General features: G+C 45.2%; 13 protein-coding genes and 1 tRNA gene. 11 read left to right on the forward strand and 3 right to left on the reverse strand.

Annotated features, from left to right (window positions below; translation table 11 throughout):
- The first annotated feature begins 13 nt into the window (after positions 1-13).
- The 5 genes from CIK92_RS03100 to CIK92_RS03115 all read left to right on the forward strand — a co-directional run bounded on the left by CIK92_RS03100 (position 14) and on the right by CIK92_RS03115 (position 4,037).
- Positions 14-607 carry a sugar transferase gene (locus tag CIK92_RS03100; protein WP_094388135.1) on the forward strand — a complete coding sequence of 198 codons (594 nt, stop codon included), beginning with the start codon at positions 14-16 and terminating at the stop codon, positions 605-607.
- Positions 608-682: 75 nt separating this feature from the next.
- Positions 683-832: a hypothetical protein gene (locus tag CIK92_RS13660; RefSeq protein WP_158214725.1), complete on the forward strand. Its 150-nt coding sequence runs from the start codon at positions 683-685 to the stop codon at positions 830-832.
- A 116-nt stretch (positions 833-948) separates the two neighbouring features.
- Positions 949-1,203, forward strand: coding sequence for a helicase associated domain-containing protein (locus tag CIK92_RS03105; RefSeq protein ID WP_094388136.1), 255 nt, complete (start codon positions 949-951; stop codon positions 1,201-1,203).
- A gap of 1,408 nt (positions 1,204-2,611) precedes the next feature.
- Positions 2,612-2,794, forward strand: coding sequence for a hypothetical protein (locus CIK92_RS03110; protein ID WP_094388137.1), 183 nt, complete (start codon positions 2,612-2,614; stop codon positions 2,792-2,794).
- 328 nt (positions 2,795-3,122) lie between these two features.
- Entirely contained in the window at positions 3,123-4,037 is a 915-nt protein-coding gene (locus CIK92_RS03115) for an IS982 family transposase (RefSeq protein WP_094388155.1), read from the forward strand.
- Positions 4,038-4,390: 353 nt separating this feature from the next.
- On the opposite strand, the gene CIK92_RS03120 is transcribed toward CIK92_RS03115, so the two are convergent.
- Entirely contained in the window at positions 4,391-5,728 is a 1,338-nt protein-coding gene (locus CIK92_RS03120) for an ATP-binding protein (protein WP_094388138.1), read from the reverse strand.
- A 1,065-nt stretch (positions 5,729-6,793) separates the two neighbouring features.
- Positions 6,794-7,183: a DUF3127 domain-containing protein gene (locus CIK92_RS03125; RefSeq protein ID WP_022309666.1), complete on the reverse strand. Its 390-nt coding sequence runs from the start codon at positions 7,181-7,183 to the stop codon at positions 6,794-6,796.
- 158 nt (positions 7,184-7,341) lie between these two features.
- Between CIK92_RS03125 and dnaN the strand changes: the two genes are divergently transcribed.
- From dnaN to CIK92_RS03155, 6 genes are all read left to right on the forward strand, one after another.
- Complete coding sequence (gene dnaN / locus CIK92_RS03130) at positions 7,342-8,472, forward strand: DNA polymerase III subunit beta (RefSeq protein WP_094386994.1); 1,131 nt, start codon at positions 7,342-7,344, stop codon at positions 8,470-8,472.
- A 31-nt stretch (positions 8,473-8,503) separates the two neighbouring features.
- Positions 8,504-9,364, forward strand: a complete 861-nt coding sequence (locus CIK92_RS03135) for a 3'-5' exonuclease (protein WP_094388139.1) — start codon at positions 8,504-8,506, stop codon at positions 9,362-9,364.
- Between the two features lie 68 nt (positions 9,365-9,432).
- Positions 9,433-10,326: a DUF4835 family protein gene (locus tag CIK92_RS03140; protein WP_371593999.1), complete on the forward strand. Its 894-nt coding sequence runs from the start codon at positions 9,433-9,435 to the stop codon at positions 10,324-10,326.
- The gene (gene recN / locus CIK92_RS03145; protein WP_094388141.1) at positions 10,326-11,984 is read left to right on the forward strand and encodes a DNA repair protein RecN; all 1,659 of its coding nucleotides are present in this window, start codon (positions 10,326-10,328) and stop codon (positions 11,982-11,984) included. Before CIK92_RS03140 ends, recN begins: the two co-directional genes overlap by 1 nt.
- Entirely contained in the window at positions 11,981-13,639 is a 1,659-nt protein-coding gene (locus CIK92_RS03150; protein WP_094388142.1) for a tetratricopeptide repeat protein, read from the forward strand. The genes recN and CIK92_RS03150 overlap by 4 nt, the downstream gene beginning before the upstream one ends.
- A gap of 51 nt (positions 13,640-13,690) precedes the next feature.
- Positions 13,691-13,765: transfer RNA gene (locus tag CIK92_RS03155), tRNA-Arg, on the forward strand.
- A 193-nt stretch (positions 13,766-13,958) separates the two neighbouring features.
- On the opposite strand, the gene CIK92_RS03160 is transcribed toward CIK92_RS03155, so the two are convergent.
- On the reverse strand, positions 13,959-14,624 hold the full coding sequence (locus CIK92_RS03160) for a hypothetical protein (protein WP_094388143.1): 666 nt from the start codon (positions 14,622-14,624) through the stop codon (positions 13,959-13,961).
- Positions 14,625-14,636 lie beyond the last annotated feature (12 nt).

Below are 14,636 nucleotides of genomic sequence, written 5' to 3' on the forward strand. Positions count from 1 at the left end.
TTATCCTATATATATGAAAAGACTATTTGACATCGTTGCTTCTGGGTGTGGCTTGATTGTATTGAGTCCGTTGTTTTTGATATTGGCGGTATGGATTAAACTGGATTCCAAAGGTCCCGTCTTTTATAGGCAAGTGCGCGTGGGAAGAGGTAATAAGGATTTCCGAATATATAAGTTCCGTTCCATGTGTATAGGAGCGGACAAGGGCTCGTTGGTGACCATTGGCGGTCGGGACCCTCGCGTGACACGTTCCGGTTATTTTATACGTAAATATAAGTTTGATGAGCTACCACAGTTAATAAATGTATTTGTTGGCGACATGAGTTTGGTGGGTCCGCGTCCGGAAGTGCGCCACTATGTGAATTACTGGACACCAGAACAGATGCACGTGTTGGATGTCCGTCCTGGCATTACTGATCCTGCAAGCATAAAGTTCCGTAACGAGAATGAATTGATGGAAATGGCAGAAGATCCAGAAGATTACTACATTCATGTAATCATGCAGGAGAAGATAAAACTGTATTTGGAGTACGTGAAGCACAATTCGTTCTGGTATGATATTAAACTCATATTTCAAACATTTAAGGTTATTCTTACCGAACGGTGAGAATATTAATGGAAGCTGTAGCTTGAACCTAAGTTCTCTACGTTTGGTGTTATAATTGTTGTGATTAAGGATGTTATGGAAGAATTGGTAAAACGGGTAAGCGATTTTGTAGAAATGGAGCATCGTTCTGGAGCCATGCAATTGATAAGTGCTGAGTATGTGGCTCGTTGTATGCAGATAGCCAAAGAAGATGCGGCAGCTGCTCTCGAAGCATTAGAGAAATAATTGCGTTGTAGTGATGAGCGGTTGCAGATAATTCGTGCTACATATATAAATAGGTGGCCGGTATATTTGGCGGTGTCGATGGAACTTGTTACTTTTGCTGTGTTTAAGCAGAGATTATGGAGAATATGACAAAGCGTGAGGCCAATTGGCAGGAAAGCTACAAGGAGCTATTGGCTTATGTTGAGGAACATGGGCAGTTTCCCAATAAGAAGAAGGCGGATAAGCGTGGCCTTCTGAACTGGTGGAAGTATAACAAGAAACAGATGAAGGCCGGCAAACTGGATGATGAGCACATGCAGCTTCTGATAGAATTGAGCGATAAGCGGCGGGTGCATCTGCTGTTTGCGGATGAGTCGGGTGACGACGAATAGTTGTTGCCGTATATGTGTCCAATAGAATGGTGCATAGAGCCGGATTTCCATAGTATGGGAGTCCGGCTCTATGCGTTTATGTGGGTCGCAATACGTTGGGAATCATCCGAATTTCCGCGCTTATTCTTGGCTTCGCTGTAGGTGTTGAGATTTATAGATGAAACAGCAGGTCAACTGCGGGTGACATCTTCGGCTAAACGCAACGACATTATCTTTCCGCGTCGTACAGCGTCGGTGACCTTCGGTTCTGAGTGGCTGCTGCTTGTGGGCGTCCGAAAGGCATAGTGGAACGTTCCCGCGGAAACTGGTTGAGGGAAAAGTCCCTTGCCATTTGTTCTCTATTTGCTACATCTATTAAAGGAAGTGATAGACACAAAAAGCCGTTGTGGTTGTTGGCGGCTTCGCCTTGTTGGAGTTGTTGGTGACGCCTGACGGGAAACGAGTTTTCCTCTTTGTCGTCACCAATACCTCCAACGCTATGCTTCGCATGACGACAACAGCCGTCACGGTTCAAAAAGCGGCCGTCGGCCGTCCAAAAAGTCCGCCTTTGGCGGTAAAAAAAGCCTGATACCAAAATTTATTATGGCAAATTACCGCCTGATACCAAAATCTTTTGTAGCGAAATTCGGTCTGATATAGAAATCTTTGGGTTGTTTGCCCACTGCGGGTAACGCCTTCGGCTAAGCGCAACACTTACAGCGTTGCCATGATGGTGGGGGGGGGCGTGTACCCAGGGTAGCGTGCTTTCGCCCGCAACCTTGGGCTGGGGAAACGCAACACCTACAGCGTTGCTGCTGCTTGTGGAAGCCCCTCTTTAAATCTCCCCAAGGGACGAGAATGTTAACCTGGTGAGTTACGCATAGTTATTGGTGAAATGATGGGGCGGGTGGCGTGATAGAGCTTCGTTCTGGCGACAACGCTGTAAATGGTGGTGCTTGTGGGAGAGTTTCCATGTTTTTACCTCTGTTTGCTTTAACTATTAAGGGATGGAGATAAAGACAAAAAGCCGGGGTGGCTGTTGTCGGCTTCGCCTTATTGGGGCTGTTGGTGACGCCAGTCAGAAAACAAGTTTTCCTTCTTGTCATCACCGTCATCACCAATGTCATGCATTGCATGACGACAACAGCCATCACGGTTCAAAAAGCGGCCACCGGCCGTTCAAAAAGTCCGCCTTTAGCGGTGAAAAAACAGCTGCTTGTGGTGCCCCTCTCTAACTCTCCCCAAGGGGCGAGAATGCTAACTTGGTGAGTTACGCATAGTTATTGGTGAAATGATGGGGTGTGAGGCGTGATAGAGCTTCGTTCTGGCGACAACGCTGTAAATGGTGGTGCTTGTGGGGGGATATTTCCAGGTCTTTTATCCTCTGTTTGCTTTAACTATTACGGGATGGAGATAAAGACAAAAAGGCGTGGTGGCTGTTGTCGGCTTCGCCTTCTTGGGGCTGATGGTGACGCCAGTCAGAAAACAAGTTTTCCTTCTTGTCTTCGCCGTCATCACCAATGTCATGCATTGCATGACGACAACAGCCATCACGGTTCAAAAAGCGGCCGTCGGCCGTTCAAAAAGTCCGCCTTTGGCGGTGAAAAAATAGCTGCTTGTGGAAGCCCCTCTCTAACTCTCCCCAAGGGGCGAGAATGCTAACCTGGTGAGTTACGTATAGTTATTGGTGAAAAGGTGGGGTGTGAGGCGTGATAGAGCTTTGTTCTGGCGACAACGCTGTAAAATGAAAAAACCCTGATACCAAAATCTTTTTTGTGGATTTATGCCTTAATACCAAAATCTGTTGTAGCGAAATTCGGTCTGATACTGAAATCTTTACCCCAGTTCGGGATAAGATTTTGTTCATAAAAAAGTTGGTAGTCTCACAAATATTTTGTACCTTTATAGGTGATTTACAACAAGTTACAAAAATATTTAATATGACTACCGATTACAAAGTTACAGAATTATTTTGTATTATAGACGAGTTTTGCAAACATTTTGATGCAGAAAATGCAGGAAATTTGCTGGAAGACAATAGCGGAGTGAAGCGTAGACGGCGTGCAGCATCGTTGTCCGACAGTGAAATCATGACCATTCTGTTGTATTTTCATTTTGGTACATTCCGCAATTTCAAGCACTACTACCTGTTCTTTATTAAGGGTACGATGAAGTCTTATTTTCCGAAAGCCGTGTCGTACAACCGCTTTGTGGAGTTGGAAAGCCGCGTGTTCTTCCAGCTCATGTTCTTCCTTAATCTGGGAGCTTTCGGAAGATGTACCGGCATAACATTCGTTGATTCCACGATGATACCCGTATGCCATAATCTCAGGAGATATGCCAATAAGGTATTCAAGGGAATTGCCACTGACGGAAAAGGAACTATGGGTTGGTGTCATGGCTTTAAGCTCCACCTTGCGTGCAATGACAGAGGCGAGATAATAGCGTTTGTACTTACTGGTGCAAATGTCAGCGACAAGGACCCGAATGTGTTCAAGGTTCTTGCTAAACGTTTGTATGGCAAGCTGTTCGCTGACAAAGGCTATATTTCACAGAAGCTGTTTGACTTCCTCTTTGAGGATGGAATACAGCTGGTGACAGGGTTGCGCGTAAACATGAAAAACAAGCTGATGCCGTTCTATGACAGAATGATGCTGCGCAAGAGATACATTATCGAAACCATTAACGACATGCTGAAGAATACGGCACAGATTGTACATTCACGCCATAGATCTGTAAGCAACTTTATCATGAACCTTATTTCAGCCTTGGGAGCATATTGTTTCTTTGATAACAAGCCAAAGCCATTGCAAGGATACTGCATCGAAGACACGAAGCAACTTACATTGTTCTAAGGACAGAATAATCTCTTTCGATTCTTTATATATAGCCCATGTCTGATGGCATGGGAAGAGAATTCATGTATCTCTCTTAACATGCAACTAATCGCTATCTTATCCCGAATTGGGGTATCTTTGGGTTGCTTGCCCACTGCGGGTAACGCCTTCGGCTAAGCGCAACACCTACAGTGTAGCCATGATGGTGGAGAGGGTGTAGACCCAGGGTAGCGTGCTTTCGCCCGCAACCTTGGGCTGGGGAAACGCAACACCTACAGCGTTGCTGCTGCTTGTGGAAGCCCCTCTCTAACTCTCCCTAAAGTGGCCGCTCTCACCTTCTGTTCGGCGTTGATTATATTGAACTTTTAGCTTTATAGCAATGGGGTCATATAAACTGGCACTAACAGCACGTTCCCATCTTTATGAAAATCTTTCGTATAAAGTAGATATGGCTGGTTTATTCTATCTGAATATTTGAGACAGAAAGCATCTAACGATGCATGAGTTTTATATCCAGACGATTTTACTTCAATGGGGCAAAGTTTGTTGCCTCTCGACAAGAGAAAGTCTACCTCATAAGAATGGGTGTCGTCTTTGGGGAAGGTATAGTAAAACAGTTTGTTGCCAGATGCACGAAGCATTTGTGCAATTAGATTTTCATATACATATCCCAGATTGGCTGACAATTTGTCGTTGAGCAGTTTCTGGTATATGAGATTTTCCGTAAAATCCTTATCCCAAAATGCCATTGTCACAAACAATCCTGTATCACCTATATATAATTTATATTTTCCATAATCGGCTGTCAATGACATTCCAACATTGGGGTCATCTGCATGATAAGCCACGTTGACAGTCTTGCTGTCTTCCAGGCAAAGAATCATCTCGTCGATTTTGTCAGCGCCCGTTTTTCCAATTACAGGTGTAGGTTGGTAGCGCAACAGATTACGGCTTAGCTGTGAGGGTATAGCCATAAATAGTTTCGAAATTTTCCCCGTAGGGTCTATTTTTCTAAAATCATCTGCATACAGTTGTATAATCTGTCGTTTTATCATATCAACTTGCTGCAAATTGTTTGTATCTAAATAGGCGTTGATAGCTTGTGGCATTCCTCCAACCAACAGATACAATCTCAATTCGCGCATTTTCTGACGATTTAAGCCATCGCCTAATGGCATTTTCTTTTCAAAGAACTTGTGCATCAGAGGCATTGTTGTCTCATCATTCATTGCCCATCGAAACTCTTCATAGTCCATTGGGAACATCTCAAGTCGATATTCCTCACTGGGTATGCTAATATCTTTGGTATTCTTTCGAATACTAATAAGGGAACCTGTTTCAATATAATCGTATCTGCCATCCTTTATCAAGTATTTGATTGCTTGTCGAGCTTTAGGGCATTGTTGTACTTCGTCAAAGATTATCACAGACTCTCTTTCGTACAATGTGGTCTTATAAATATTCTGCAAGAACAAAAAAATATAATCTATGTCCATCAAGTTGTCAAAGAGTCCCTTGACTTCTTTTGAGGCTTCATTGAAGTCTATCAAAATGTATGAACGGTATTCCTTTTGAGCGAATTCTTCCACAATGGTAGACTTACCTATACGCCTTGCTCCCTCTAAAAGCAAGGCTGTTTTGCCTTTAGAGGTCTCTTTCCATTCTTTTAGTTTGGAATAGATTTTACGCTTGAATATTACATCTGACATAATTCCCTTTTTGCCCTCAAAGTTACATGAAAAATCCCTGATACCAAAATTTATTATGGCAAAATACGGTCTGATACCAAAATCTTTTTTGTGGATTTATGCCCTAATACCAAAATCTTTTGTAGCGAAATTCGGTCTGATACCGAAATCTTTGGGTTGTTTGCCCACTGCGGGTAACGCCTTCGGCTAAGCGCAACACTTACAGCGTAGCCATGATGGTGGGGTGGGCGTGTACCCAGGGTAGCGTGCTTTCGCCCGCAACCCTGGGCTGGGGAAACGCAACACCTACAGCGTTGCTGCTGCTTGTGGAAGCCCCTCTCTAACTCTCCCCAAGGGGCGAGAATGCTAACTTGGTGAGTTACGCATAGTTATTGGTGAAATGATGGGGTGGGTGGTGTGATAGAGCTCCGTTCTGTCGACAACGCTGTAAATGGTGGTGCTTGTGGGAGAGTTTCCATGTTTTTACCTCTGTTTGCTTTAACTATTAAGGGATGGAGATAAAGACAAAAAGCCGTGGTGGCTGTTGTCGGCTTCGCCTTATTGGGGCTGATGGTGACGCCGGTCTGAAAACAAGTTTTCCTTCTTGTCATCACCGTCATCACCAATGTCATGCATTGCATGACGACAACAGCCATCACGGTTCAAAAAGCGGCCGTCGGCCGTTCAAAAAGTCCGCCTTTAGCGGTGAAAAAATAGCTGCTTGGGGAAGCCCCTCTCTAACTCTCCCCAAGGGGCGAGAATGCCAACCTGGTGTGGTTCACATTCTGGATGTGTGGGGTGGATGGAGCATGAGTCTCGTCGTATTCTGAACCTGTGTAGATGCTCTATATACCTTATTATATATGTGTCTCTCTGCATGGGTGGGGGAATCTATGGTGTGTCCTTGTAAAGTGCAGGTGGTGAAAGCTATCGTAGAAGGTATACTCTTATGGGGTTTATCTTGTCTGGGTATGAGTGGCTCGTGAGGGGCTGGTGGTTAGGGCTCTTGTGGCGTGAAAAGAAAAACTCCCAAAGTCCTAATGGGCCTTGGGAGTTGTCATCATATTCATGATATGGGTTCTGTCATTAGAATGGCAGGTCGTCATCGCTGTTGCTCTGCTCGGGCTGGGGTGGGAATGGGGCGTTGGCGGGCTGCTGAGGCGCTGCGGGAGCGGCCTGGGCTGCAGGGGCTGCGCTAACGGTGTTGGGGTCGACCAAGCGAACGTCGAATGCGCGGATATTGTTGAACCAACGGCCATTATACTCGTGAGCATCAATGTCGAAAGAAACATTGACCTCCTGGCCTAACTGTATGTTGAAACGAGTGAGACGCTCTTCGCCAAATACATCGAATACCATCTTGCGAGGGAAGCTGTCGTGGGTTTCGATTACAAAACTCTGACTCTTCCACTCTCCACGTGCTGAAACGCCGCTGCGTGCGGGCAGCACTGCGATTACCTTACCTTGTAGTTCCATTTCATAATTATATATTTGTTTTCGAGATTATTATCTTCCGCGAAATTACTAAATTTTATGAGAAAGACGAAAATATTTGCCTATTTTTTTGCACCGCAAGCAGCTTTTTTGTATTTTTGTGCCTATATTCAATTAAAAACCATATAAATAATATAGGCATGGAATTTACAATATCAAGCAACGCTCTTAGCAGCCGTTTACAAACCTTGGCAAAGGTTATCAGTAGTAAAAACTCACTCCCTATACTGGAATGTTTCTTGTTTGAGGTGAACAATGGTTCGCTGACGATTACTTCGTCGGACAGCGAAAACATGATGAAGTCTACTGTGGCACTGGACAGTAACTCTGGAGAAGGGGCTTTTGCCATTCAGAGCCAGACCATGCTTGACGCTGTGAGAGAGCTGCCCGAGCAGCCTTTGACTGTAGTCGTTGATACCGAACTGGCTACAATCAAGGTGATATATCAAGGCGGTGAATATAACTTTACCATCATGGGCGCTGCAGAATATCCCAAGATGCTGACGATGCCTGAGAATGTCAATGTAATCACGATTGATTCGGGCGTGCTGGCTGCCAACATAAACCGTTCGATATTTGCCACTGCGCAGGATGAGCTGCGTCCGGTGATGAATGGTATTTACTTTGACCTGACTCCGGATGCGTTGGCTATCGTAGCCAGTGATGGACACAAGCTGGTGCGTAACAAGAACTTCATGGTGAAGAGTGATTCTCCTGCCGCCTTTATTCTTCCGAAAAAGCCAGCCAACCTGTTGAGAAGTGTGCTGGGCAAGGATGGCAGTGATGTCGTCATCAAGTTTGATGGACGAAATGCCGAGGTAACCTTCGACGAGGGCGTGCTGACATGCAGACTGATAGAGGGACGTTACCCCAACTACAACTCGGTGATACCTGTAGCCAACCCCAATCAGCTTACGATAGACAGAAAGGCTCTGTTGAGTGCTCTCAAGCGCGTATTGCCTTTTGGTAGCAAGAGCAGCCAGTTGGTGAAGTTCAAGTTGGACGCAGGCAGTCTGGTAATCTCGTCTGAGGATATAGACTATGCAACCAAGGCTCGTGAGACTATCCTCTGTGACTATGCAGGACAGAAGATGAGCATAGGATTCAAGGGCAGTTCGCTGACAGAGATTTTGAGCAATCTGGACAGTGAGCAGGTTACGGTGGAACTTGCTGATCCCAGCCGTGCCGGTATCATTGTACCTACAGAACAGCCCGAGAATGAGGATGTGCTGATGCTGCTCATGCCGATGTTGCTGAACGATGCAAACTAATAGTCAGAACCCACTATAATATATAGTAATAGTGAAACTTAATATCACAAAACCGCTGGTAGTCTTTGATTTGGAGACTACCGGCTTGGATATTGTAAAAGACCGTGTCATCCAGATATCGTATATCAAGGTGACGCCGGATGGACGGGAAGAACGAAATAATATCTTTGTCAATCCTCAGCGGGTAATCCCTGATGAGGTGGTAGCGCTTACGGGCATTACCAATGAGATGGTGAAGGATGCCAAGACATTCAAGGAGATTGCAGCCAATCTGAAAGATGCGTTTGCGGGATGTGACTTTGCCGGATTCAACTCAAACTTTTTTGATATTCCCATGCTTGCCGAGGAGTTCCTTCGTGCGGGCGTGGACTTTGACTTCTCCAAGGTCCGTCTGATAGATGCGCACAGCATCTTCTGCAGAATGGAGCGTAGGAGTCTGGCTGCTGCCTATCAGTTCTATTGCGGTCGCAAGATGGAGGATGATTTCCCTCCGCATCGTGCCGATAATGACACCGAGGCTACCTATCGGGTGCTGATGGCTCAGTTGGACAAGTATAATCCAGAGACGGCCGATGACCCTGAAAAGGTGTTGCACAACGATATGGATGAGTTGGCAGCCCTGTCAAAATCGAATGACAATGTGGACTTTGCTGGCAGAATCGTGTGGAAGGACATGGTCGATGCCAATGGCAAGCCGCTGCTCGATGGTGAAGGCAATCCGCGCAAGCAGGAGGCTTTCAATTTTGGTAAGTACAAGGGTTGGTTTGTGACAGATGTGCTGCGCAAGGACCCTGGTTATTACAGTTGGATGCTGTCGTCTGATTTTACGAACAACACCAAGCAAGTGCTCACGCGTATCCGTATGCGTGAATTTATGAACAAGAAAGGATAGTGGGCAGTAATCTCGGCATATTGATACGGACATTTACGCGGAGAAACCGCTTCTGGATGAAAGGCGTGATGGTGATGGGCTACATCATGATAATGCTGGCGGCAATGCCGGCAAAGGCTCAGGAACTCAATGCCAAGATAACCATCAACCGTTCGCAGATACAGGGAACGGATGCCAGCGTGTTTGATGAATTGCAGAAGCAGTTGGAGCAATTTGTCAATGAGCGGCAATGGACCAATCTGCATTTTCAGAAGAATGAGCGTATCGTATGCAATTTCAACATCACTGTAACCAAATATGACGCTTCGTCGAATAGCTTCACTTGCAAGGCGCTGATACAAGCCAATCGTCCGGTATATAATTCGGCTTATACAACCACTCTTTATAACAACACTGACAACAACTTCAACTTCGAATATACCCAGTTTGATCAAATTGTCTTCACTCCAGACAATATTGACAATCAGCTTACTGCGCTGTTTGCCTATTATGCTTATCTGATTATCGGCATCAATCTCGACAGTTTTGCTGCCATGGGTGGTGACGAGGTGCTGCAACAGTGTATGAATGTTGCCAACAGTGCGCAAAATCTGAATTATCCCGGATGGAAAGCCTTTGATGACAGTCGAAACAGGTATGCCTTTATCAATGATTATCTGGATGGAGGTATGCGCCCGTTCCGACAGTTTCAGTATGACTATTACCGTACCGGGCTTGACGAGATGGCTGGCAATGCGGAGCGAGGGCGTGCCAATATAACTAAGGCGATGGAGCTGTTGAAGAACAGTCATGATAACAAGCCGCTGAGTCTTGTTCCGCAGATATGGACGGACTACAAGCGGGATGAAATTGCCAATATATATAAAGGTAAGGGAACGCCCAAGGAGAAGGAAACAGTATATGACATTCTGTTTGGTATCAACGCCAGTCAGAATGCGGCATGGGATAAAATTAAGGAATAATGTTAAGACATTTATATATAAAGGATTTTACGCTGATAGACCAGCTTGACATTGATTTCTATCCAGGTTTCTCGGTAATCACTGGAGAAACGGGAGCGGGAAAGAGCATTATCTTAGGCGCATTGGGTCTGCTTTTGGGAAATCGTGCTGATGTTAAGCAGATAAAGAACGGCGAGAAGAAGTGTGTCATTGAGGCACATTTTGATTTGGCCGACAGTCATCTGGAGCGGCTGTTCTCTGACAATGATATAGACTATGATGCACAGGACTGCATCCTGAGAAGGGAAATCAATGCCAATGGCAAGAGCAGGGCTTTTGTCAATGATTCACCAGTATCTATTGCTGTTCTCAAGGAATTGGGCGAGCACCTGATAGACATACACAGTCAGCACCAGAACCTGCTCTTGCAGAAGGATGATTTTATGCTCGGCATTGTGGACGTGGTGGCCAAGAACGGCGAGGTGCGTCGTGCGTTTGCCGAGGCATACGAAGAGCAGAAAACGTGCAAGCGTGAATTGGATGACTTGACACAGCAGATAGAAAGAGATAGGCAGAATGAAGATTTTCTGCGTTTCCAATATCAGGAGTTGGCCAAGGATGAATTCAAAGAAGGCGAGCAGGAGCAGTTGGAGCAAGACAGTGAGATGCTGGCTCATGCAGAAGAGATAAAGCAGGTGCTCTTTGATGCGAATAACGTGCTGGCTGACGAAGACAACAATGTGGCGTCTATCCTGAAGAACATCGCTTCCAATCTGAATTCGATAGAATCGGTATATGCGCCAGCTCGGGAACTGGCTGCGCGTGTGGAAAGTGCTTATATCGAAATCAAAGATATAGCCGACGAAATCAATGGGGGAGGAGAGAAGATTGAGTTCAATCCTGCCTTGTTGGAGGAAATCAACGGCAGGCTGGATAGATTGTATGCTCTGCAACAGAAGTATCACCTCGGTTCGATAGAAGAACTGAATGAACTCAAGCAGAAAATCGCTGACCAACTGGGTCTTATTGACAATGGTTCAGATGAGTTGGATGCGCTTAAGGAGCGATATGAGCGGGCATACAAGGAATGTCTGGTAAAGGCGAAACAGTTGACGCAGACACGCGAGAAAGCGGCGAGAACTGTGGAAAAGGAACTTAAGCAACGTCTGGTACCATTAGGAATCCCCAACGTAAGATTTGAGGTGTCAATGGAGGAAAAGCCCTTGAGTGCTGATGGCGCCGACAAGTTGCAGTTTATGTTCAGCGCGAACAAAAACAGTCTGTTGCAGCCCATATCGCAGATAGCCTCAGGCGGCGAAATTGCGCGCGTGATGCTCTCGTTGAAGGCGATGATTTCGGGAGTAGTCAAGTTGCCCACCATCATCTTTGACGAGATTGATACGGGCGTGAGTGGTCGCGTGGCCGAGCAGATGGCTTCGATTATGAAGGAGATGGGCGACAAGGATCGTCAGGTTATCAGCATTACCCATCTGCCACAGATTGCTGCCATGGGAACGACTCATTATAAGGTTTCCAAAGAGGATTATCGTGATGTGACGTTGAGTAGGATGACAAAACTTACAGATGATGAACGAATCAAGGAAATCGCTCAGATGTTGAGCGGCAGTGACATAACTCCGGCCGCAATAGAAAATGCAAAATCCCTATTAAGAATATGAAGAAAATCATTTATATAGCTTTCGCACTCTTGGTTGCAACCAATTGTAGTGCGCAGATAGAGAGTGCCGCTAAGTCGGTTTTCTCTCTGACAACCTTTAAGAAAGATGGTACCTTGCTTGCATCAACCCATGGCGTGTTTGTGGGAGATAAGGGCGAAGCGATAAGTTCTTGGAAGCCGTTTGTGGGTGCCGACAGTGCGGTGGTAATCGATGCCAATGGCAAGCAATCGGTAGTAAGTGCGCTGATCGGTGCCAACGAGTTGTACAATGTCTGCAAGTTTAAGGTGGATGGCAATACACAGCCTGCTTCTGTAGCAACCGCAGCCAGCAAGAAGGGTGAAAAGGTATGGATATTGCAGTATTCGGTCAACAAGCCCCTCATAGACCAGCGCAATGTGCAGAGCGTGGAGCCATTTATGGAGAAGTATGCCTATTATCTCTTCTCGTCTAATATCGATGAGAGTGCTGATGGATGTCCTGTCGTCAATTCCAAAGGTCAGGTGATTGGTGTCATCCAGATTTCCAAGGATGGACAGCAGATTGTGGCTACTGATGCCAATTTCATGAACGATATGACTGTGGAGAACGGTCTGGCGATAGCCAATCCTGTGCTCAGACAATCGTTTATCCCTATCGACTTTCCCAAGAACCATGAGCAGGCTGCGGTGATGTTGACTCTCACAGCAGAACAGAGAGATACGCTGATGTATAACAAGTACGTAAAGGCTTTCATCCAGCGTTTCCCTGATTATGTGGAAGGCTATAATGCGCTGGCCAACAGACAGCTGGCCAAGGCTGATTTCTCTGGAGTAGATGCTACCATCAAGACTGCCCTCGAGAAAGTTGTCAAGAAGGAGGATGTACATTCGGCCTATTCCCGTCTGATATATAGCAAGATTTCCAATCTTCCAGACAGCATCTATCCTTCCTGGAATGCGGATAAGGCGCTGGAGGAAGCCAATAAGGCGTATGATATTGACCACCAGCCTCTCTATGTGCATCAGCAGGCTTTGGCTTATTTTGTGAAGAAAGACTACGCTACTGCCTACGACAAGTTTATGGAACTCACCAAGACCCCTATTCGCAATGGCGACCTCTTCTATAGTGCCGCTCAGTGCAAAACGCAGATGAAGGCTCCCGATGCAGAGATTGTAGCCCTCTTGGACAGTGCTATAGCTGTCTCTCCCCAGCCACTGAATTTTGTGGGTGCGCCTTATGTGCTTGCTCGTGCTACACATTATTATAATATAGGAGAGTATCGTAAAGCGGTGATAGATTTCAATCAGTATGACTCGTTGATGCAGGGTAGGCCCATTACCAGCAATTTCTACTATATCCGACATAAGGCAGAAATGGAAATCCATCAGTATCAGCAGGCGCTCAACGATATGGACCGTGCCATATTGCTGCAGCGTGATTCTCCAACCCTGTGGGCAGAGAAGGCTTCGTTGCATTTGCGCTTCAGCCAGACCGACAAGGCAATCCGTAGTGCAGAAATCTGTACACAACTTGCACCTGAGTATGCCGATGGATATATCTTGTTGGGCGTGGCCAATATGGTGGCAAAGAATAAGGAAGAAGGAACCAAAGCTCTTATGAAAGCCAAGGAATTGGGAGATGAAAGAGCTGATGAGTATTTGAAGAAATATAAGTAAATATTTGGAAATACCAAGCAAATTTATTAACTTTGCAGCCGCAAAAAGGATGGTTCCGTAGCTCAGTTGGATTAGAGCAACAGCCTTCTAAGCTGTGGGTCTTGGGTTCGAACCCCAACGGAATCACGAAAAAACTGAAGAAAGAGGACTTTTACATAATGTAAAGACCTCTTTTTTTGTGTATATGATTGGTCTGTGTATTGGTTGTCATCTGCAACATCACTGTGTCATATTTGTTTCATGCATCATTTCTTGCCTTAGCATCTATTTGACTGGAGCGGAGGTTCGTATTATCTTGGAAGAGTTTTGAATAGCCCATTTAAATTGAGGTGATTTCCATATTTATACGCAACATAGCACCGATAACTCTGAGGAGTTTAACCTTATCTTTGGTTGTGTTAGGCACGATAATCCATCGCTCATTGTCTATCTGTACTTGTCCGTTAAACATCTTTGATGTTGTTATGAGTGGTTTGCCACACCAAGTTAGTTCTTTTTGCTTGATTTTATCTATACCAATTTCCCTGATTAATTCAAGGAACGTATTTGTTATTGAATTATTGGCAAAACATTGCCCATCTGGTAATTTTACGAGTATTTCGCCTTTTGTTCTAGTGCGCTTTTCTTTGTTAGGGTTGTCTTGTTGTGCTACAAAGTCTTCTCCCAACTCTATTTTTAATCCTAAAGACAATTGCTCATTTATAGCATTTAATTGCAGGAACTTTGTGTCCGAGTTTGATTGTGTGTTGAGATACCAACCATTGCAAACAGGCTTCATCCATTCCTTGTATTTGGGATATATTTCTTTTGATAACAATGGCAGGTGGCATGACTGTAGTTTTATATTGGCTATAACACCATCGCCCAACTCTTGCATTGTTGCTATCATTGTATCGGTTGTACTTTTATAACAAAGGACTTTTCCATTGGGGAAGGTTACTCTTAAGAGTTTTCTTCTCGCTCTATCTCGTTTTACTTCTTCCATGTAGCTTTATAT

Source organism: Prevotella sp. P4-67, from assembly GCF_002251325.1.
GTDB lineage: Bacteria > Bacteroidota > Bacteroidia > Bacteroidales > Bacteroidaceae > Prevotella.